The organism is Ancylobacter amanitiformis, assembly GCF_030814815.1.
GTDB classification, from domain to species: domain Bacteria; phylum Pseudomonadota; class Alphaproteobacteria; order Rhizobiales; family Xanthobacteraceae; genus Ancylobacter; species Ancylobacter amanitiformis.
In genome coordinates this window covers 130554-150811 of record NZ_JAUSVR010000007.1, presented here as the reverse complement: position 1 = coordinate 150811, position 20258 = coordinate 130554, and the positions used below count along the sequence as shown (strand labels likewise).

Below are 20258 nucleotides of genomic sequence, written 5' to 3'. Positions count from 1 at the left end.
TCATGCGTCATCGGGTCGGCCAGAGGCCGATCCGGGATCGCGGGCAGGAGGGAGGCGCAGGAGGGAGGGCTCACGGCGCCTTCAGCCCGAGCGAGGCGACATAGCCGCGATTGACGGTGGCATTGGCGAATTTCGCGTTCTCGATATAGGCGCGCAGCGTCGCCGCCACGGCCTCGCGCGAGGGCTTGGGCATGGCGTCCCATTGCGCGCGCGGGGCCGAGCCGAAGGCGGCGATGGCGTCCCAGCCGTCGGGCTTGGCGATGGAGACGACGGTGGAGCGCGAATCGAGGTTCTTGTAGGTCCAGAAGCTCCAGCCGATGCCGAATGTCTCGTTCATCGCGCGATACTTGGCGTTCCACTCGTCGGTGAGTTCGCCCGTCTCGCCGAGAAAGATCGGCACGCCCCAGCGATTGGCGAAGTTCACGTAATCCTGCACCTCGCGCCGCTCCGGGCTCGCCCAGAACTTGTGATAGGTGTAGCCGAGATTCTTCGCGAAGGGTGGGCCGAACACACCGAAATTGGTGCTCCACTGCGCCGCCGCGAGGATGATCGGGTGGTTGGGATCGACCGCGCGGATCGCCGCGACAATGTCCTTGTAGAAGGGCTCCAGGCGCGGGTTGAGATAATCCGTGTCGCTATAGGGCGAGATCGGCTCGTTGAGCAGGTCATAGGCCAGCACGGTCGTCTCGTCGCGATAGCGCGTGGCGATGGCGCGCCAGAGCGTGATGGTGCGGCGCCGGAACTCCGGCACGTAGAAGGTCAGCGGGTAGCCGACGCCGTCATCATGGTTCACCCCGGTCTGCCCGCCGGGGGCGGCATGGATGTCGAGGATGAGCTTGATGTCGTGCGCCCGTGCCCAGCCGACCACCCGGTCGAGCCGCTCCCAGCCCTCGCCATGGGGATCGACCTTGGAGGGGTCCGCCGGGTCGAGGAAGAATTTCCAGTGCAGCGGCACGCGCACGGTGGTGAAGCCGGCGGCAGCCATGAAGGCGAGGTCCGCCTCCTGGATATAGACGTCGCGGAAATCCTTCCAGAAGCGGGCGGCCTCCTGCGGGCCGGCGAGATACTCGATCACGTCCTCGATCTCGCGCGGCGAGCGCTGGACCTTGAACTTGAACATGTAGCCTTCCGGCAGCAGCCAGTTGCCGAAGCTCATGCCGCGAATCGGGAAGGTGGAGCCATCCGGCCGCACGAAGCGCGTGCCCTCCGCCCGCACGAAGCCGGGCACGGACGACGGTGCGGCAGCCGCCGGCGGCGACGTCGTTGCGGGCACGGCGACCGGCGCGGTGCCGACGCCGGCGGAGACCGTGCCCGCCGAGGATTGGCCGGCCGAGGATGAGCCGGCGGCCAGAGCCATCACGGCAGCGATGAAGAGAGCGCGGGCGATCATGGGCGGGCAAACTAGTCAAGCCGCCGCCCGCGGGCAATGGCGGAACGTGCCCTCATGCCCCGGTGACAGCGCCCGCGCCACGGGTTAAGCGAAGGTACCTGTCCCCGCCCGGCTTTCCCCCGCACATGTCGCTCACCCAAGCCGCCTCTTTCGCCGCCGTGCTGGCCCTCCTCGCGCTGGCGATCCAGCGGGCGCGCGTCCAGCCCTTCCTCGCCCTCACCCTCGCCGCCATCGGCTTCGGCTATGCCGCCGGCATGTCGACCAGCGGCGTCGGCAAGGCATTCGGCCTCGGCTTCGCGCAGGGCGTGAACACGCTCGGCCTCATCGTCGTCGCCGCCGCCTTCATGGCGGAGATCGCCGATGCCAGCGGCGCGACCGCCTGGCTGCAGCGCGCGGCGGCCGGCCGGTCGCGCCTGTCGCTGCCGCTGGCGCTGATCGGGCTCATCGCCGGCCTTGCCTCCACCCCGGCGGCGGCCTTCGCGGTGCTGGGTCCGCTGCGGCGCGGTCTCGGCGAGGACAGCCCGCGCTCCGCCCTGGTGCTCGGCCTGTCGCTCTCGGGCAGCCATGGACTGTTGATCCTCTCGCCCGTCATGCTGGCAAGCGCCACCATCCTCGCCGCCGACTGGGCCACCGCGCTGGCCTTCGGCCTGCCGGCCGCGCTCGTTGTGGTGGCAACCGGGCTGCTGCTCGCGCAAGGCGGCAGCGCCGCGCCCAACCGGGTCGACACGGCCGGGGCGATGGACGGCGAGAGCCTGCACGCCCCGCGGCGCGGCGCGTGGGCGCTGGGATTGACCTGCGTGGTGCTGATCGCCCTGCTCGTCACCCAGTCGCTCGGCGACATCGCCTCCGAGCCGCTGGGCGGCGGCTCCAACCGCGAATTCCTCATCGCGCTCGGCCGGCCGGTCGTCCTGCTCCTGGTCGGCGTCGGCCTGCTGCTGCTGCTCAGTGGACACTGGGAGAAGGGTGGCCTGAGCGAACAGGGCTGGGCCGGCCGGGCGCTGGCGAAGGCCGCGCCATTGGTGCTGCTCATCGGCGCCGCCGGCGGCCTGTCGAAGATCGCGCAGGAAACCGGCATGGCGGAAATGAATGCCGAGCGGCTCCTCGGGTTCGCTCCGTCCGGCGCGCTGGCGCTCCTCCTGCCCTTCGCGCTGGCCGCCATCGTCAAGACGCTGCAGGGCTCCTCGCTGGTGGCGGCGATCACCGCCGCCGGCATGATGATGGAACTCGTCGCCCCGCTCGGCCTTGGCGACCCCGCCGGGCGGGCGCTGGCGGCGCTGGCCATCGGCGCCGGGGCAATGAGCGTCAGCCATGTCAATGACGGGCTGTTCTGGCTGGTGGGACAGGCCGCGCGGCTGCCGGCCGGCACCACGCTCGCCCGCTTCTCGCTGGCGACCGGCGTGCAGGGGGCGGTCGCGCTCCTCGTGCTGATGGCGTTCCGCCTCCTCTGCCACTGACACACCCGACACCCCTGGACCGCCCCGCCAGCGCCAAGGACCAAGCCCATGCTCCGCCGCCGTGATTTCCTCGCCGCCGCCGCCGCCACGGCCGCCCTGCCGGCGCTGTCCTCGAAGCTCGCGGCGCAGGCCGGTGCGTCCCCCGCCGGTGCGTCCCCCGCCGGGGCGCCGCGCCTGCCGCCCGGCTTCCTGATCGGCGCCTCGACCTCGGCCTACCAGATCGAAGGGGCGGTGAAGGAGGGCGGGCGCCGGCCCTCGATCTGGGACACCTTCTCGCACACGCCCGGCCGCATCGCCGACGGCACCAATGGCGACATCGCCTGCGACCATTACAACCGCTATGCCGGCGACGTGGATCTGATGGCGCAGATGGGCCTTCAGGCCTATCGCTTCTCCATCGCCTGGCCGCGCGTGATGCCGCAGGGCACCGGCCCGGTGAACCCGGCCGGGCTCGATTTCTACGACCGGCTGGTCGACAGGCTGCTGGCGCGCGGCATCCTGCCCATGGCCTGCCTCTATCACTGGGACCTGCCGCAGGCGCTGCAGGACCGCGGCGGCTGGCATAATCGGGATATTGCCAGTTGGTTCGCCGATTATGCCGGCGCCACCGTGGCCCGGCTGGGCGACCGGGTGAAGCCCTGGGCGATGCTCAACGAACCCTCGGTGCACGCCATATTCGGCCATGGCTTCGGCAATCACGCGCCGGGCCTCACCGGCTGGGAGAGCTATGTCAGCGCCCAGCATCACCAGAATCTGGCGCAGGGCACCGGCATCGCCGCGCTCAGGGCGCTGCGCTCGGACCTGAAGCTCGGCACGGTGTTCTCGCTGCAGCCGATCTTCCCGGCCTCGCAGGCCGCCGAGGACGTGGCCGCGGCGGGCCGCTTCGACGCGTGCTGGAACACCATCAATCTCGACCCGCTGTTCCATGGCCGCTACCCCGCCGGGTTCGAGCCGGTCTTCGCCCCGCTGGTGCGGGCGGGCGACATGGCGACGATCCGGCAGCGGATCGACTTCCTCGGCGTCAATTATTACGGCCCCTCCTATATCAGGCACGACGCGAACGCCTTCCTCGCGCAGGCGGGCTACGGCGCGGTGCCGCCCGGCACTGCGCTCACCGCGCTGGGCTGGCCGATCAGCCCGCAGGGGCTGGTGCAGGTGATGACGCGGCTGCGCGATGATTATGGCAACCCCGCCACCTTCATCACCGAGAACGGCGCCTGCTATGACGACCCCGCGCCGGCCGGCGGGGTGGTCGAGGACCCGCAGCGCACCGCCTATATCCGCGCCCATCTGGACGCCTGCGCGGAGGCGATCGCGCAGGGCTGCGCGCTGAACGGCTATTTCGTCTGGTCGCTGCTCGACAATTTCGAATGGGCGGAGGGCGAACGCCGCCGTTTCGGCGTGACGCATGTGGATTTCGCCACGCAGGCGCGCACGCCGAAAGCCTCGCTGCTCTATCTCGCGCAGCTCATCAAGGCCCGCGCCGGCGGCACCACTCCCTGAAGTTTACCGAAATGCGACCAGAATTCGCTGGCAATTTGAAGGTCTTGTAGCCTATCGCCCACCCCTTCGCGCGCGATAGGCTGGCCCGCAATTCCGGCGCTGTCAGCCGGCGATTCGGGGGGCGTGACCATGAGAGCATTGTTGAGGGGGGCCGGTGCGCCCCGGCTGTTGCTGATGGCCGTGGCAGGCATCGGCGTCGACGGCTTGGCGAATGCAGCCGCAGCGCAGACCGCCTACCAGACGCTGAATTTCGGCACCACCGGCACGTTCCTCACCGGCATTCGCGGCGACAACATCGTCGGCAACTACACGATCGGCACCGAGACCGGCGGGCTCTATTACAACATGGCGACGCAGGCTTGGTCGCCCATGCCGGTCTCCACCGCCGACGGCGTGAACTATCCCGGCGCGATCAGTTCCTCGCCCTATGGACCGAGCTTCGGCAATCCCGGCGGCATCCTGCGCACGGTCGGCAGCTACCAGACCACGGCCTCGGCGCCCTATGACCTGAGCTACCTCTATGACGGCGCGGCGGCACCGGGGCAGTCGATCACCCCGCTGGCCTTTCCCGGCTCCAGCACGCTCTATACCATCGCCCATAGCAATTTCGGCGATCAGGTGGTCGGCGATTACGACACCGATCTCGCGCAGGGCAAGGCGTTCATCTACACGATCAGCACCGGCACCTACACGCCGCTCGTCATTTCCAATGCCAGCACCACCGCCTATGGCGTCTATGGCGACAAGATCGCCGGCGGCTACGCGCAGGTGCTGGAAGGCGGCGGGCTCGGCCCGGAGCACGGCTATATCTACGACCAGACCACCGGGACCTATGTCACCCATGACCATCCCGATGCGGTCGCGACCCATTTCGAGGGCATTACCGGCGGCGGGCGGGCAGGCGAGTACAATCTCGTCACCAACTGGATCAGCGCCGACGGCGCCGTCCACCCGGCGGTGCTGCATGTCGCGGCCGATGGCACCACCACCTGGTACGAGATCGACATTCCCGGCGACGTGGTCTCGGCGAACTCCGCCTATGGCGACAACGTCATCGGCGTCTATATCGCCAACGGTACCGTCAACGGCTATGTCGCCACGCTTCCGGGCATCTACAACCCGATCCGCAACGACGCGCCGCTCAACGTCGCCGGCAATGGCGCCATTGGCATCGCCACCAATCCCGGCGGCGATGACGTGATCAACACGTCCAGCATCGCCATCACCGGCAGCGGTGCCACCGGCATCGCCGCCGAGACCTATGGCGTGATCAGCAACAAGGGCACGATCACCGTCACCGGCACCGACAGCACCGGCGTGCGGATGAACGGGCGCTACGGCACGCTGCTGAACAGCGGCAGCCTCACCGCGAGCGCCGGCGCCACCACCCTGTCGAGCGGCCCGGACGCGCTCGGCACCGCGGTCGTCAATACCGGCATCATCGACGGTCAGGTAGACATCGCCTCCGGCATGCAGGGCCGGTTCGAGAACAGCGGCTGGCTCGGGGTCAGCGGCGCGGGTGCGGGCACGGTGCACGCCATCAGCGGCACCTTCGCGCAGACGGCTGGCGGCACGCTGGCGCTGCGGCTCGACGGCGCGAGCAACGACAGGGTGCAGACCGACACCGCCCGCCTCGCGGGAACGCTGGCGACCAGCTTCCAGAGTACCAGCATCGCCAAGTCCTACACGCTGCTCACCGCGACGCAGGACGTGACCGGCAGCTTCGACACCTTCGCCACATCCGGCCTGCCGGCAATGTTCGCGACCCGCCTGAACTATGGCGCCAACGCGGTAACGCTGGGCGTCGCCTCCAATCTGGGCGGGCAGGCGAACAGCACGCCGAACCAGCAGGCGGTCGGCCGCGCCATCGATCGCGTCGTCAACAACAGCAGCGGCCCGCTGCTGCTGGCGCTGCCGGCAGGGCTGAGCCCGCTCTACGCGCTCGACGCCGCGCAACTGCCGGTCGCGCTGGGCGCGCTGTCGGGCGAATCCTATGCCAGCGCGCGCTCGGTGATGATCGGCGATGGCCTGTACAGCCGGCAGGCGATCCTCGGCCGCCTGCGACAGGGCGCCTATCAGGGCCAGCCCGACCCGACCGGCGCGCTCGGCTATGGCGGCCCGGCCCTCGCCTATGGCGCGGCGTTCAAAAGCGCGGCCACCCCGCCCTTCCCCACCAAGTCGCCCTTCCCCACCAAGGCCCCGGTCGCGGAACCCGCCCCCTTCGCTGGCACGGTCTGGGCGCAGGGCTTCGGCGGATGGAGCGACTATGAGGGCGGATCGACCACCGCCGATGTCGACGCCACGATCGGCGGGTTCATGGTCGGCGCCGACGTGCCGGTCTCCGACTGGCTGGTCGGCCTCGCCGCCGGCTATAGCCGGTCCAGTTCCAACAGTTCGGCGCTGCTCGCCTCATCGGATGTCGATAGCGGGCTGCTGGCGCTCTATGCCGGCACCCGTGCCGGCGCCTGGAACCTGCGGCTCGGCGCGACCTATGCCTTCAACAGCATCGATGCCTCGCGCACCATCGCCTTTCCCGGCTATGCGCAGCAGGCGAGCGCCGCCTATGACGGCTCTACCGCGCAGGTCTTCGGCGAGGTCGGCTACGGCTTCGCGGTGCAGGGACTGGCGATCGAACCTTTCGCCGGCCTCGCCTATGTGCATCTCGACACGGACGGCTTCCGCGAGAGCGGCGCGCTGAACGGTGTGAACGGGGCGTCCGGCTCGCTCGATGTCGGCTATTCCTCGCTCGGCCTGCGCATCGCCACGACGCTGGAACTGCCCGGCGGCATGGTGCTTCGGCCGCATGCCTCGCTCGCCTGGCAATATGCCTTCGGCGACACCACGCCCGAGGCGCGGCTCGAATTGCAGAACCTGCCGGGCGCGACCTTCTCGGTGGCCGGCGTGCCGCTGGCGCAGAACACCGCGCTGCTGGAACTCGGCACCGAACTGGCGGTGAATGAGCGGACCAGCATCGGCGTCGCCTATGTCGGCCAGTATGCCGACAGCGTGACGGTGAACGCGATCCAGGCCCGGCTCAGCTGGCGCTTCTGACGGCTCCGCCCGAGGGCTGGGTGGAGCGCGGCGGTGCGCGGCGGTGCGCGGATCCTGGGGGGCGCAAACGTGGCGGGGGTGACATGCGGCCGACACATATGTCAGTCAATTGACGCCCATGTCCGGCGCGCCGGACATTGTGCTACCAAGAGCGATCCCATGCTGCCGGCCCGAGCGGCCGGCGGCGCAGAAGAGCGGACTTTGGGCAGACCATGCAGACAGACGATCCCACCGTCACCGAAATCGTCGCCTTCATCGCGGACGAAGTGGGTGTCGATGCGACCCTCCTGACACGGGAGACGCCGGTGGCGGAACTCGGCATTTCCTCGCTCGATCTCATCGAGACGATCTTCAAGCTGGAGAGCCGCTTCGACATCGAGATTCCCAATGACGGACCGCTGAACGGCAACAATGTCACCGTCGGCGCGCTGGTCGACCATGTGGCCGAGCTGGTTGCCGCCAGCCATGGCCGCACGGCCGGGGCCGCGTCCGCCGGATGACGGCCCGCGTCGCGATCACCGGCCTCGGCTCGCTCTCCGCGCTCGGGCCCGACATTGCCGCTCATCTGGCGGGCCTGCGCGCCGGCACGGTGGGCATCGGCCCGACACAGGGCGTCGACGTCACCTCGATGAAGACGAAGATCTCCGCCGAGGTCCGCGGCTTCGCGCCGGAAGCGCATTTCGAGCCGCGCCAGCTCGGGCTGATCGACCGCACCTCGCAATTCGCCGTGGTCGTCGCCCGGCAGGCGCTGGCCGACGCCGGCCCGGCGCTGGAAGGCGTGGCGCGGCATCGCGCCGGGGCCATCTTCGCGGCCTCGGTCGGCTTCCACGCGGTCGATGACAGCTACCACAAGCTCTATGCGGAGAAGGCGCCGCGCCCGCACCCCTTCACCGTGCCGCGCGCCATGCCGAGCGGCCAGGTGAGCCATGTCACCATGGATCTCGGCATTCACGGGCCCTCCTTCTCCATCGCCTCGGCCTGTTCCTCGGCCTCGCACTCCATCGGCACCGCCTTCCACATGATCCGCTCCGGCATGCTGGATGTCGCGGTGGCCGGCGGCGCCGAATCGCAGATTACCTTCGGCATGCTGAAAAGCTGGGAAGCGCTGCGCGTGCTCGCCGCCGATGGCTGCCGCCCCTTCTCCAAGGACCGCGGCGGTCTCGTCATCGGCGAGGGCGGCGGCGCCGTGGTGCTGGAGAACATGGACCGCGCCATTGCCCGCGGCGCCACCATCCATGCCGAGATGATCGGCTTCGGCATGAGCGCCGACGGCATGGACATCACCGCCCCCGACCTGGCGAGCGCGGCGGCCTCCATGCGCTTCGCGCTGGAAGATGCCGGCGTCAAACCCGACGCGGTCGATTATGTCAGTGCCCACGGCACCGCGACAATGCTCAACGACAAGACCGAGACCGCGGCGCTGCGGCAGGTGTTCGGCGATCACCTCGCGAAACTGCCGGTCTCCTCGTCGAAATCGCAATATGGCCACACCATGAATGCATCCGGCGCGCTGGACTGCGTGACCACGGTGCTGGCCCTGCGCGAAGGCTTCCTGCCGCCGACCATGGGCTATCGCGAATTCGACCCCGAATGCGATATCGACTGCGTGCCCAACGCCGCCCGCACCGCGCCGATCGAGACCGCCATCTCGTCGAGCTTCGCCTTTGGCGGGCTCAACGCGGTGCTGGCGCTGCGGCGGTATAACGGGTGATCCCGTTTCCCGGACAAGCTGCGCGGATCGGGTAACGATCTGGCGGACCTTGCTTTCCCTCTCCCTGTTGGGGAGAGGTGGCCCGCGAAGCGGGTCGGTGAGTGGCTTTTGCGATTGCGAAGCGTTGAAGACCCCTCACCCCATCCCTCTCCCCAATGGGGAGAGGGAGAAGCTCGCTTACCCCTCCACCCGGAACGCCTCCGCCAGCTTCTCGCCCACCAGCACGTCGACGGAAGGGGCCACCGCGCGCAGCTGCGCGCGGCAGAAATCGGCGATCTCGCGCGGCAGGCGGCCGAGTTCCTGCCGGCGGGCGATCAACGTCAGGTGGCGGGTCAGCCCGGGGCCGGGAAGCGGCCAGCAGGCGAACCCCTCCAGCGGCAGCCCGGCCTCGAACAGGCAGAGCGGCGTGGTGATGGCAAAGCCCATCCCGTCGGTGACGCTGGCGGTGACACCATAAGGCGTGTCGAATTCCATGCGGCGCGGCAGGTCGAGCCGCAGGCGGCGCAGATGCCGCTCGACCTCCATGCCGGTCTGCGAGCGGGCGGAAAAGCGCACCAGCGGGAGCTGGCGGACCAGTTCCTCCAGATCCCCCGTCCGGCCGGGGCGCGGCAGATGCGCGGGCATCAGCAGCACATAGGGCTCGGTGAGCAGCGGCCAGCGCTCCAGCCCCTCGATATCGTCGAGATCGCCCGCCCCGACCAGAAGGTCGAGCTGGCGCGTCAGCAGCGCCCCGCCATGGGAGGCGGTGAGCCCGGAGAGCAGCGACACCTGCTCGGCCTTCTCGTCCAGCGCCCGCGCCAGCGGGGTGATCAGCACGCGCGAGAGCGAATCGACGAGGCCCGCGCGCAGCAGCGGCAGGCGGGCATGCTCGGCCTCGCGCACCAGCGGCGCGATCTGCCGCGCCTCGGACAAGAGCGCGCTTCCCCGCTGGCGCAGCGCGCCGCCCGCCACGGTGAGCGCGAGCGGGCGGGCGGCGCGGTCGAACAGCGCGATGCCGATGCGCCGCTCCATCTCGGCAACCGCCTGCGAGACGGCGGGCTGGGTGAGCCCGAGCCGCCGCGCGGCCTGCGCCATGGTGCCGGCGTCGCAGACCGCGAGGAAGATTTCCAGCGCCCGGAGATCGAAGGGGAGGTTGTCGGCCATGGCGACGGCGTCACTCGCGAAGGGATCGGCGATGTATAACTGAAACTTATATTATCAGCATCCTCCAGCCGGATTATAGCTGTTTGGAACATAGGTAAGGCCCCCGCATGCGCTATTCCTGGCTCAGCATTCTCACGAATGGCCTCTCCGGCCAGTCCGGTTGGAAGCCGGCCTGGCGCGCGGCGACGCCGAAGCCGGCCTATGACGTGATCATCGTCGGCGGCGGCGGCCATGGCCTCGCCACGGCCTATTACCTCGCCAGCCAGCACGGCATCCGCAATGTCGCGGTGATCGAAAAGGGGTATATCGGCTCGGGCAATGCCGGGCGGAACACCACCATCATCCGCTCCAACTACCTGCTGCCGGGCAACGAGCCGTTCTACGAATGGTCGATGAAGCTCTGGGAAGGGCTGGAGCAGGAACTGAACTACAACGCGATGGTCAGCCAGCGCGGCATCCTCAACCTCTATCACTCGGATGCGCAGCGCGACGCCTATGCCCGGCGCGGCAATGCCATGCGGCTGAGCGGGGTGGATTCGCAGCTTCTCGACCGCGACGCGGTGCGGGCCATGTACCCGTTCCTCGATTACGACAATGCGCGGTTCCCCATTCAGGGGGGCCTGCTCCAGGCGCGCGCCGGCACCGCGCGCCATGACGCCGTGGTGTGGGGCTACGCGCGGGGCGCGGATCGCCTCGGAGTGGACATCCTCCAGAACTGCGAGGTCACGGGCTTCCTCAGCGAAGGCGAGCGCATAATCGGGGTGGAGACCACGCGCGGGCCCATCCGCGCCGGCAAGGTGGGGCTCGCGGTGGCGGGCTCGACGACGCGGGTCGCGTCAAAGGCCGGGCTGCGTCTGCCGATCGAGAGCCATGTGCTGCAGGCCTTCGTCTCGGAGGGGCTGAAGCCGGCGATCGACGGCGTCATCACCTTCGGCGCCGGGCATTTCTACATCAGCCAGTCCGACAAGGGCGGGCTGGTCTTCGGCGGCGATATTGACGGCTACAATTCCTACGCCCAGCGCGGCAACCTGCCCGTGGTCGAGGATGTGGCCGAGGGCGGCATGGCCTTGATGCCCCGCATCGGCCGGGTGCGGCTGTTGCGCATGTGGGGCGGCATCATGGACATGTCGATGGACGGCTCGCCGATCATCGATCGGACGCCCCGGCCCGGCCTCTATCTCAATGCCGGCTGGTGCTATGGCGGCTTCAAGGCGACCCCGGCCTCCGGCTGGTGCTTCGCCCATCTCATTGCCCGCAACGAGCCGCACGAGGTGGCGCGGCTGATGCGCCTCGACCGTTTCCGTACCGGCCATCTCATCGACGAAAAGGGAGTCGGCGCCCAGCCGAACCTGCACTGATGCGCATCCCCTGCCCCTATTGCGGCGAGCGCGACGCCCACGAATTCAGCTATCTCGGCGACGCGACGCCGGCCCGCCCCGATCCCGCCGCGCCGGACGCGCAGGACCGTTTCTTCGATTACGTCTACCTGCGCGACAATCCCGCCGGGGCGCATCAGGAATGGTGGTACCACGCCTATGGCTGCCGCCAGTGGGTGCAGGTGGAGCGCAACACGCTCACCCACGCCGTTGCCGGCGCCCGCCTCGCCCGTGATGCGCGAGACGCGGCAGGAGACGCGGCAGGAAACGTGCCGGGAGACGCCTCATGAGCCGCCTCGCCAAGGGCGGTCTCATCGACCGCGCGCGTTCCCTCGCCTTCACTTTCGACGGCCGGAGCTATGGCGGCCATGCCGGCGACACGCTGGCCTCGGCGCTGCTGGCCAATGACGTGCGCCTGGTCGGCCGCTCGTTCAAGTATCACCGCCCGCGCGGCATCGTCTCGGCCGGGGCGGAGGAGCCGAACGCGCTGGTCGAGCTGCGCGCCGGCGCGCGGCGCGAGCCCAACACCCGCGCCACCGTGGCGGAACTGTTCGACGGGCTGGACGCGCAGAGCCAGAACCGCTGGCCCTCGCTCGATCTCGACCTTCTGAGCGTCAACCAGCTGCTCTCGCCCTTCCTCGGGGCGGGCTTCTACTACAAGACCTTCATGTGGCCCGCCGCCTTCTGGGAGAAGGTCTACGAGCCCATCATCCGCCGCGCCGCCGGGCTGGGGCGCATGGCCGAGGCGGCGGACCCCGACCATTACGAGAAGGCCAGCACCTTCTGCGACGTGCTGGTGATCGGCGCCGGCCCGGCCGGGCTGATGGCGGCGCTCGCGGCGGGACGCGCCGGCGCGCGGGTGATCCTCGCGGATGAGGATTTCCTCACCGGCGGCCGGCTCAATGCCGAGACGCGCGAGATCGACGGCAAACCGGCGGCCGAATGGGCCGCGCGGGTCACGGCCGAACTGGCCAGCCTGCCCAATGTCCGCCTCATGACCCGCACCACCGTGTTCGGGGTCTATGATTCCGGCACCTATGGCGCGCTGGAGCGGGTGGCCGACCACCTGCCGGTGCCCCCGCCCTTCCAGCCCCGCCAGCGGCTGTGGCGCATCCATGCCCGCCGCGCCGTGCTGGCCGCGGGCGCGACCGAGCGGCCTGTCGTGTTCGGCGGCAATGACCGGCCGGGCGTGATGCTGGCGGGCGCGGTGCGCACCTATGTCAACCGCTTCGCCGTGGCTCCGGGACGCCGCGTCGCGGTATTCGCCACTAATGACGACGCCTGGCGCGGCGCCCTCGACATCAAGGCGGCCGGCATCGAGGTGGCGGCGATCATCGACGTGCGCAGGGCGGTTGCGGCCAGCCTGGTGCAGCAGGCGAAGGCGGAGGGCATCCGCACCCTGCTGGACGGGCGCGTCACCGCCACCCATGGCAAGCTGCTCACCGCGATCGATATCGTGGCGGATGGGCGCCCGGAGCGGATCGCGGTCGACACGCTGGCCGTTTCCGGCGGCTGGTCGCCCAATGTCCATCTCACCTGCCATCACGGCGGCAAGCCGGCCTGGAACGGGGCCATCGCCGCCTTCGTGCCCGGCACCGTGCCGCCCTTGCTCGCGGTGGCGGGCGCGGCCAGCGGCGCCTTCACGCTCGGCTCCGCGCTGACCGACGGCGCGGCGCAGGGCGCGGAAGCCGCCGAGGCGCTCGGCTTCCCCGTGCCGCTGCCCGACGTGCCGGCCGTGGCGGAGGAGAGCGTCGCCATCGCCCCGTTCTGGCATGTGGCGGATTCTAGGGGGCCCGCCTTCGTCGATCTGCAGAACGACGTGACGGCGAAGGATATCTCCATCGCCCACAAGGAAGGCTTCCGCTCGGTCGAGCATCTCAAGCGCTACACCACGCTCGGCATGGCGACCGACCAGGGCCGCACCTCCAACGTCACCGGCCTCGCCATCATGGCGAGCCTCACCGGCGCCTCGATCCCCGAGACCGGCACCACCATCTTCCGGCCGCCCTACACGCCGGTCTCGCTCGGCGCGCTGGGCGGGCACCATCGGGGCAAGGATTTCCGCGCCGTCCGCCTGACCCCGACCCATGAATGGGCGAAGGCGCGGGGCGCGGTGTTCATTGAGACCGGGGCCTGGCTGCGGGCGCAGTATTTCCCCCGCCCGGGCGAAACCGACTGGCTGGAGAGCGTGAACCGCGAAGTGAAAGCGGTGCGCGCCTCGGTCGGGCTGATCGACGTCTCGACCTTCGGCAAGATCGACCTGCAGGGGCCCGATGTCGGCACCCTGCTCGACCGGGTCTACATCAACACCTTCTCGACACTGGCCATCGGCAAGGCCCGCTACGGCGTGATGCTGCGCGAGGACGGGCTGGTGATGGATGACGGCACCACGGCACGGCTGGCGCCCGAGCATTACGTGATGACGACCACCACGGCCAACGCCGCCAAGGTCTACCAGCATCTCGAATTCTGCCTGCAGGTGCTGTGGCCGGACCTCGATGTCGCCATCGCCTCGGTGTCCGAGCAATGGGCTCAGATCGCGCTCGCCGGGCCGCGTGCCCGCGACGTGCTGGCCCGCGTGGTCGATGCCGGAGTGGACGTGTCCCATGAAGGGCTGCCCTTCATGGGCGCCATGGAGGGCTCCGTGCTGGGCGGGGTGAAGGCGCGGCTGTTCCGCCTCTCTTTCTCCGGCGAACTGGGCTTTGAAATCGCCGTTCCCGCCCGCCATGGCGCCGAATTGGCGCAGGCGCTGATGAACGCGGGCGAGACTTTCGGCATCACGCCCTATGGCATTGAAGCGCTGGGCGTCATGCGCATCGAGAAGGGGCATGTGTCCGGCAACGAACTGAGTGGCCAGACCACGGCGCGCGACCTCGGCTTCGGGCGCATGGCCTCCACCAAGAAGGACTATATCGGCCGTGTCATGGCCGGCCGTCCCGGATTGGTGGATCCGCAGCGGCCGGCCTTTGTCGGCTTCAAGCCGGTGGACCCCAGCCAGCGCCTGCGTGCCGGCGCGCATTTCCTCAAGATCGGGGCGGCGGCAAGCCTGGAGAATGACGAGGGCTACATGACCTCGGTGGCCCATTCGCCCCATCTGGGGCACTGGATCGGCCTCGGCCTTCTCCAGCGTGGTCCCGAGCGCATCGGCGAGCGCGTGCGCGCCTATGACCCGGTGCGCGGGGGCGACATCGAGGTGGAAATCTGCGCGCCGGGCTTCATCGATCCGGAAGGGGAGCGGCTCCGTGGCTGAACATTGGTCTCATCCGCTCGACACCCTGCCCTTCGACACGGTGCCCCCCGCCGGCCATTACGGCGTGGCGGACATGACGGGCGTCGCCGCCCGCCGCATCGAAGGCCTCTCCATCGCCACACTCGCCCCCGCCAGGGGCGCGGAGGCGGCCATCACCGAAACCATGCGGCAGGCGCTCGCCATGGAACTGCCGGGCGCGTCGCGCGCGGTCTTCGCCGGGGCGCGCACGCTGATTGGCACCGCGCCGGGGCGCTGGCTGGCACTGTCGAGTCTCGATCGCGACATCGCCGGCACCTTGAGGGCCGCGCTCGGCCCGCTCGCCGCCATTACCGACCAGAGCGATGCCTTCATCGCCCTCGACCTCGCCGGCCCGAAAGTGGCCGACACGCTCGCCAAGGGCGCGCTGATCGACCTCGACCCGCGCGTGTTCCTGCCGGGAATGGCGGCGACGACGGTGCTGGCCCATATCGGCATCACCCTGTGGCGGCGCGAGGAGGCGACATGGCGCCTCTTGGTCGCGCGCAGCTTCGAGGCGGCCCTGCTGCGTTTCCTGGTCTCCAGCGCCGCCGAATACGGCTTCGAACTGGACGCCCGAGGTTGAGTGCGGCGCGGTGCGCGCTTCACGGACCCCCGCTTCTCCCGTAAAAGCCGGCCGAGCGCGACATCGCGCCGCCGGCAGACCGACGAGTATTCCGATGAGCGATATGACCACGCCCCACGTCCTCACCCTTTCCTGCCCCGATCGGCCCGGCATCGTCGCGGCGGTGGCCACCTTCCTGTTCGAGCATGGCGGCAACATCCTTGAAGCGCAGCAGTTCGACGATACCGAGAGCGGCCGCTTCTTCATGCGCGTCATGTTCGACCGGCCGGGCGATGCGGGCTCGCTGGAGGCGCTGAAATCGGATTTCGAGGCGGTGGCGCAGCCCTTCGCCTTCAACTGGCGCCTGCGCCCGCGCGGCACCAAGCGCAAGGTCATGCTGCTGGTCTCCAAGTTCGACCATTGCCTCGCCGACCTGCTCTATCGCTGGCGCATCGGCGAAATTCCCATGGAGATTGTCGGCATCATCGCCAATTACCCGCGCGAGACCTACGCCCATCTCGATTTCGACGGCATTCCCTTCCACTACCTGCCCATCACCAAGCAGACCAAGATGGAGCAGGAAGCCCAGCTGTGGGATCTGTTCCAGAAATCGGGCGCGGAACTGGCGGTGCTGGCGCGCTACATGCAGGTGCTGTCCGACGGGCTCTCGGCCAAGCTGTCGGGCCGCTGCATCAACATCCACCATTCCTTCCTGCCCGGCTTCAAGGGCGCCAAGCCCTATCATCAGGCGCATGCGCGGGGCGTGAAGCTGATCGGCGCCACGGCGCATTACGTGACCTCCGATCTCGACGAGGGTCCGATCATCGAACAGGATGTGGAGCGCATCACGCACCAGGATTCCGCCGAGGATCTCGTGCGCAAGGGCCGCGACATCGAGCGCCGCGTATTGGCGCGCGCGCTCGCCTGGCACCTCGACGACCGGGTGCTGACCAACGGCCACAAGACCGTCGTGTTCCGCGACTGAGGACACTCTGATGATCGAGACCCGCCTCATCGACGGAAAAGCCTTCGCCGAGACACTGCGCGCCCGCATCGCCAGCGACGTCACCGCGTTCCATGCCGCGACCGGGGTGAAGCCCGGCCTTGCCGTGGTGCTGGTCGGCGAGGATCCGGCGAGTTCGGTCTATGTGCGCAACAAGGGCCGGCAGACGCTGGAGGCCGGCATGGCCTCGTTCGAGCACAAGCTGCCGGCGGAAACGTCGCAGGACGAGGTGCTGGCGCTGATCGCCACGCTCAACGCCGACAGTTCCGTGCACGGCATCCTCGTGCAGCTGCCGCTGCCGGGCCATATCGACGCGCAGGCGGTGCTCGCCACCATCGACCCGGCCAAGGATGTGGACGGGTTCCACGTGGTGAATGCCGGCCGGCTCGCGGTCGGGTTGGAAGCACTGGTGCCCTGCACGCCGCTTGGCTGCGTCATGCTGCTCAAGGACACGCTCGGCAGCCTCGCCGGGCTGGAGGCGGTGGTGGTCGGCCGTTCCAACATTGTCGGCAAGCCGCTGGCGCAATTGCTGCTGCGCGAGGACTGCACCGTCACCATCGCTCATTCGCGCACCCGCGACCTGCCCGGCGTGTGCCGGCGGGCCGATATCCTCATCGGCGCGGTCGGCCGGCCGGAGATGATCCGCGGCGACTGGATCAAGCCGGGCGCCACCGTGATCGATGTCGGCATCAACCGGATCACGGGCGCTGACGGCAAGAACCGGCTGGTCGGCGATGTCGCGTTCGAGGAGGCGCAGGGCATTGCCGGCGCCATCACGCCCGTGCCCGGCGGCGTCGGCCCGATGACCATCGCCTGCCTGCTCGCCAACACGCTGACGGCGGCGAGGCGGCTGGTGGGGTGATTGAGGAAAAGCGACGTCTGGCCTACCTTTCGCAGGTAGGTGGAATGATGAGCACGACGCCCGAAAAACAGGAAGCGCGCGACAACACTACAAACTCCAGCCGCGCCATGTCGCCGGAGGAGGTGACACGTGTCCGAGCCACCCTTGACGCGAGTGGATTGTCATCGGCCAAGGTGGACGAAACCGGGCTGGACATCCCGAGCTTCGTCCACGCTGCCATGAAACGCTGGCCGAAGATGATGGCAAGGCTGGGCGAACTAGAGCACGCCGGCTGCTCTGAACATCCTTCAAAGCTCAGCGACGCCGGCAAGTCGGGGCCTGACCGATAATTCCGAGACATGCCGCGAACGACTTTACCTCCCTCTCCCCGTTGGGGAGAGGTGGCCCGCGAAGCGGGTCGGTGAGGGGCGCTCGCGATTGCGGAGTGAAAGAAGACCCCTCACCCCAACCCTCTCCCCGGCGGGGAGAGGAGGAAACCGCTGTCGCTGCTGAGTTTGCGACTAAAAGCAGGCCTTCAGGATAGCGGTCTTCTTTGGTTTGAGATGGACCTCATCCTGAGGTGCGAGCGCGGCGAGCCTCGAAGGATGCTGAAGCCGCGCCTCCCTCACGCCCGCGGCATGCGGTTCCACGCATCCAGCCCTGCGATCTTGTAGGCCTCGGCGAGGGTGGGGTAGTTGAAGGTGTTCTCGATGAAATAGTCGATCGTGCCCTTCAGGTTGAGCACCGCCTGGCCGATATGGATCAGTTCGGTGGCGCCCTCGCCGACGATATGCACGCCGAGCAGGCGGCGCGACTTCACCGAGAAGATCATCTTCATCATCCCGTTATTCAGCCCCATGATGTGGCCGCGCGAGGTCTCGCGGAAGCGGGCGATGCCGCATTCGTAGGGGATCTGCCGGCGGCGCACCTCTTCCTCGGTCATGCCCACGGTGGAGATTTCGGGCACCGAATAGATGCCGTAGGGGAAGAATTCCGGCGGCGGCGGCGGCTCCAGCCCGAAGGCATGGCAGGCGGCGACGCGGCCCTGTTCCATCGAGGTCGAGGCGAGGCTGGGAAAACCGATCACGTCGCCGGCGGCATAGATATGCGGCACCGCCGTCTGCAAGGTGCGCGGCTCCACCGCGATGCGGCCGCGATGATCCACGGCCAGGCCGGCATTTTCCAGATCGAGCCGGTCGGTGGCGCCCACGCGGCCGGCGGCGAAGAGCAGCATGTCGGTGTGCACCGTGCGCCCGTCGGCGAGCCGGCAGATGGGGCGCTCGTCGGCACCCAGTTCGATCTTGCTGACGGCGGCGCCGAATCTCAGGCCGACATTGCGGTCGCGCAATTCGTGGGTGAATTCCTCGATCAGTTCCTTGTCGATGAAGTCGAGAAAGCTGTTGCGCGGCTCGATCAGCGTCACCGACACGTCGAGCGCGCTGAAGATGGAGGCATATTCGACGCCGATCACCCCCGCGCCGATCACCGCCAGGCTGCGCGGCAGGCGCGGCAGATCGACGATCTCGTCGCTGTCGAACACGCTCATCGCGTTGAACGGCACATAATCCGGGCGGAACGGGCGGGTGCCGACCGCAATCAGCACATGCGCGCCGGTGACAACGTCGACATCGCCGTTCTCTTCGGTGATCTCGACCGTGTGCGGATCGAGGAACCGCGCCTCGCCGCGCGCGGTCTTCACGCCGTTGCGGCTGAACTGGTGTTCGAGAACCTCGACCTCATGGTCGAGTGTCTTGTGCAGCCGCGCCAGCAGGTCAGCCGCGCCGATATCCTGCTTCACCCGGTAGGACCGGCCATAGAAACCACGCTCGCGCCAGCCGGAGAGGTTGAGCACGGTCTCGCGCAGGGTCTTGGAGGGAATGGTGCCGGTATGCACCGAAACGCCACCGACGCGGCGTCCCTTTTCCACGACGAGAACCGACTTGCCGATCTTGGCGGCCTGCACCGCGGCACGCCGGCCGGAGGGGCCGCTGCCGATCACGATCATATCGAAGTCGTACATGGAGACCGGGTGCTCGCTGGCAAAAGGGGAACAGGGCTTTCGTCGATGCACGATGAATGCCAAGGAGACATGACAATTCGGCGCTCGGCCACGATGGCGCGCCGGATTCGGGGCTTGGCTTTTGCCGGCGATCGCGGTCCCATCGGGGGAGGACTGGGGAGGGAATCGGACATTGGGCGAGGCGCAGCAGAAGCGGGGCAAGGATACGGCCAAAGGTGCAGGCAAGGGTAAGGGTGCGGCCATGGGCGCGGGTGCGGCCATGAGTGCGGCATCGGCGGAGACCATGGGAATCGAGCCGGCCGGCGATGATCTGCGCACGGGCTCGGGCGCGCCGGGCGCCAATGAGCGCACGCTGGAACAGGCGCTGGGCCTTCAGGTGCGGGCGATCCGCCGTGACCTCGACCTCACCGTCTCCGATCTCGCCAGCGCCGCCGGCATCTCGGTCGGCATGCTGTCCAAGATCGAGAACGGGCTGATCTCACCCTCGCTTTCCACGTTGCAGGCGATTTCCAACGTGCTGAACGTGCCGATATCCACCCTGTTCTCCAGCTTCGAGGAGAAGCGGGACTGCTCCTTCGTGCCGGCCGGACAGGGCGTGCATATCGAGCGGCGCGGCACCAAGGTGGGGCACCAGTATGAGTTGCTCGGCCACGCGCTGGGCGGCGAGGTGGCGGTGGAGCCCTATCTCATCACGCTCAGCGAGGAAGCCGTTCCCTATACCGGCTTCGCCCATGCCGGCGTGGAGTTCATCCACATGCTGTCGGGCGAGGTGATCTACCGCCACGGCGACCGCTCCTATCACCTGCGCCCGGGCGATTCGCTGCTGTTCGATTCCGCCGCCACGCACGGGCCGGAGCAGTTGCTGGTGCGGCCGATGACCTATCTGTCGATCATCGTCTATCCGCGCGAGCCACGCTGAGGCCGCGAACGCGAAGG

The 20258-nt window shown here is 68.7% G+C and carries 16 protein-coding genes; 13 read left to right on the top strand and 3 right to left on the bottom strand.

The window, feature by feature from the left end; all coding sequences use genetic code 11:
- Positions 1-70: 70 nt before the first annotated feature.
- The gene (locus QOZ99_RS12595; protein WP_306890327.1) at positions 71-1390 is read right to left on the bottom strand and encodes a glycoside hydrolase family 5 protein; all 1320 of its coding nucleotides are present in this window, start codon (positions 1388-1390) and stop codon (positions 71-73) included.
- A 125-nt stretch (positions 1391-1515) separates the two neighbouring features.
- Here QOZ99_RS12595 and QOZ99_RS12590 point away from each other — a divergent pair, with 125 nt between their 5' ends.
- The 5 genes from QOZ99_RS12590 (at position 1516) to QOZ99_RS12570 (ending at position 9109) form a co-directional block, all read left to right on the top strand.
- Positions 1516-2844, top strand: coding sequence for a GntT/GntP/DsdX family permease (locus QOZ99_RS12590; RefSeq protein ID WP_306890326.1), 1329 nt, complete (start codon positions 1516-1518; stop codon positions 2842-2844).
- 48 nt (positions 2845-2892) lie between these two features.
- Entirely contained in the window at positions 2893-4347 is a 1455-nt protein-coding gene (locus tag QOZ99_RS12585; RefSeq protein ID WP_306890325.1) for a GH1 family beta-glucosidase, read from the top strand.
- Positions 4348-4521: 174 nt separating this feature from the next.
- Positions 4522-7398 carry an autotransporter outer membrane beta-barrel domain-containing protein gene (locus tag QOZ99_RS12580; RefSeq protein ID WP_306890324.1) on the top strand — a complete coding sequence of 959 codons (2877 nt, stop codon included), beginning with the start codon at positions 4522-4524 and terminating at the stop codon, positions 7396-7398.
- Positions 7399-7610: 212 nt separating this feature from the next.
- Positions 7611-7898 (top strand): acyl carrier protein, encoded by a 288-nt coding sequence (locus QOZ99_RS12575; RefSeq protein WP_183187850.1) that lies wholly within the window; start codon positions 7611-7613, stop codon positions 7896-7898.
- Positions 7895-9109 (top strand): beta-ketoacyl-[acyl-carrier-protein] synthase family protein, encoded by a 1215-nt coding sequence (locus tag QOZ99_RS12570; RefSeq protein ID WP_306890323.1) that lies wholly within the window; start codon positions 7895-7897, stop codon positions 9107-9109. The genes QOZ99_RS12575 and QOZ99_RS12570 overlap by 4 nt, the downstream gene beginning before the upstream one ends.
- Before the next feature lie 177 nt (positions 9110-9286).
- Here the strand turns inward: QOZ99_RS12570 and QOZ99_RS12565 are convergent, their stop codons facing one another.
- A complete protein-coding gene (locus tag QOZ99_RS12565) occupies positions 9287-10252 on the bottom strand; it encodes a LysR family transcriptional regulator (protein ID WP_306890322.1) in 966 nt (321 codons plus the stop codon).
- A 107-nt stretch (positions 10253-10359) separates the two neighbouring features.
- Between QOZ99_RS12565 and QOZ99_RS12560 the strand changes: the two genes are divergently transcribed.
- From QOZ99_RS12560 to QOZ99_RS12530, 7 genes are all read left to right on the top strand, one after another.
- Positions 10360-11610 (top strand): sarcosine oxidase subunit beta family protein, encoded by a 1251-nt coding sequence (locus tag QOZ99_RS12560; RefSeq protein ID WP_306890321.1) that lies wholly within the window; start codon positions 10360-10362, stop codon positions 11608-11610.
- Complete coding sequence (locus QOZ99_RS12555) at positions 11610-11918, top strand: sarcosine oxidase subunit delta (protein ID WP_306890320.1); 309 nt, start codon at positions 11610-11612, stop codon at positions 11916-11918. The genes QOZ99_RS12560 and QOZ99_RS12555 overlap by 1 nt, the downstream gene beginning before the upstream one ends.
- Positions 11915-14878, top strand: coding sequence for a sarcosine oxidase subunit alpha family protein (locus tag QOZ99_RS12550; protein ID WP_306890319.1), 2964 nt, complete (start codon positions 11915-11917; stop codon positions 14876-14878). The genes QOZ99_RS12555 and QOZ99_RS12550 overlap by 4 nt, the downstream gene beginning before the upstream one ends.
- Entirely contained in the window at positions 14871-15479 is a 609-nt protein-coding gene (locus QOZ99_RS12545; RefSeq protein ID WP_306890318.1) for a sarcosine oxidase subunit gamma, read from the top strand. The genes QOZ99_RS12550 and QOZ99_RS12545 overlap by 8 nt, the downstream gene beginning before the upstream one ends.
- Positions 15480-15573: 94 nt before the next feature.
- The gene (purU, locus tag QOZ99_RS12540) at positions 15574-16443 is read left to right on the top strand and encodes a formyltetrahydrofolate deformylase (protein ID WP_306890317.1); all 870 of its coding nucleotides are present in this window, start codon (positions 15574-15576) and stop codon (positions 16441-16443) included.
- Positions 16444-16453: 10 nt separating this feature from the next.
- Entirely contained in the window at positions 16454-17323 is an 870-nt protein-coding gene (gene folD, locus QOZ99_RS12535; protein WP_306890316.1) for a bifunctional methylenetetrahydrofolate dehydrogenase/methenyltetrahydrofolate cyclohydrolase FolD, read from the top strand.
- Positions 17324-17367: 44 nt separating this feature from the next.
- Complete coding sequence (locus QOZ99_RS12530; protein WP_306890315.1) at positions 17368-17652, top strand: hypothetical protein; 285 nt, start codon at positions 17368-17370, stop codon at positions 17650-17652.
- Between the two features lie 275 nt (positions 17653-17927).
- On the opposite strand, the gene sthA is transcribed toward QOZ99_RS12530, so the two are convergent.
- On the bottom strand, positions 17928-19322 hold the full coding sequence (sthA, locus tag QOZ99_RS12525; RefSeq protein WP_306890314.1) for a Si-specific NAD(P)(+) transhydrogenase: 1395 nt from the start codon (positions 19320-19322) through the stop codon (positions 17928-17930).
- Between the two features lie 259 nt (positions 19323-19581).
- Here sthA and QOZ99_RS12520 point away from each other — a divergent pair, with 259 nt between their 5' ends.
- A complete protein-coding gene (locus QOZ99_RS12520) occupies positions 19582-20241 on the top strand; it encodes a helix-turn-helix domain-containing protein (protein WP_306890313.1) in 660 nt (219 codons plus the stop codon).
- Positions 20242-20258 lie beyond the last annotated feature (17 nt).

Coding starts and splice junctions, on each gene's coding strand:
- QOZ99_RS12595 (WP_306890327.1), bottom strand. CDS start 1,390: ATGATCGCCCGCGCTCTCTTCATCGCTGCCGTGATGGCTCTGGCCGCC.
- QOZ99_RS12575 (WP_183187850.1), top strand. CDS start 7,611: ATGCAGACAGACGATCCCACCGTCACCGAAATCGTCGCCTTCATCGCG.
- QOZ99_RS12590 (WP_306890326.1), top strand. CDS start 1,516: ATGTCGCTCACCCAAGCCGCCTCTTTCGCCGCCGTGCTGGCCCTCCTC.
- purU (WP_306890317.1), top strand. CDS start 15,574: ATGAGCGATATGACCACGCCCCACGTCCTCACCCTTTCCTGCCCCGAT.
- QOZ99_RS12530 (WP_306890315.1), top strand. CDS start 17,368: ATGATGAGCACGACGCCCGAAAAACAGGAAGCGCGCGACAACACTACA.
- QOZ99_RS12555 (WP_306890320.1), top strand. CDS start 11,610: ATGCGCATCCCCTGCCCCTATTGCGGCGAGCGCGACGCCCACGAATTC.
- QOZ99_RS12585 (WP_306890325.1), top strand. CDS start 2,893: ATGCTCCGCCGCCGTGATTTCCTCGCCGCCGCCGCCGCCACGGCCGCC.
- QOZ99_RS12520 (WP_306890313.1), top strand. CDS start 19,582: ATGAGTGCGGCATCGGCGGAGACCATGGGAATCGAGCCGGCCGGCGAT.
- sthA (WP_306890314.1), bottom strand. CDS start 19,322: ATGTACGACTTCGATATGATCGTGATCGGCAGCGGCCCCTCCGGCCGG.
- QOZ99_RS12560 (WP_306890321.1), top strand. CDS start 10,360: ATGCGCTATTCCTGGCTCAGCATTCTCACGAATGGCCTCTCCGGCCAG.
- QOZ99_RS12580 (WP_306890324.1), top strand. CDS start 4,522: ATGGCCGTGGCAGGCATCGGCGTCGACGGCTTGGCGAATGCAGCCGCA.
- QOZ99_RS12565 (WP_306890322.1), bottom strand. CDS start 10,252: ATGGCCGACAACCTCCCCTTCGATCTCCGGGCGCTGGAAATCTTCCTC.
- folD (WP_306890316.1), top strand. CDS start 16,454: ATGATCGAGACCCGCCTCATCGACGGAAAAGCCTTCGCCGAGACACTG.
- QOZ99_RS12550 (WP_306890319.1), top strand. CDS start 11,915: ATGAGCCGCCTCGCCAAGGGCGGTCTCATCGACCGCGCGCGTTCCCTC.
- QOZ99_RS12570 (WP_306890323.1), top strand. CDS start 7,895: ATGACGGCCCGCGTCGCGATCACCGGCCTCGGCTCGCTCTCCGCGCTC.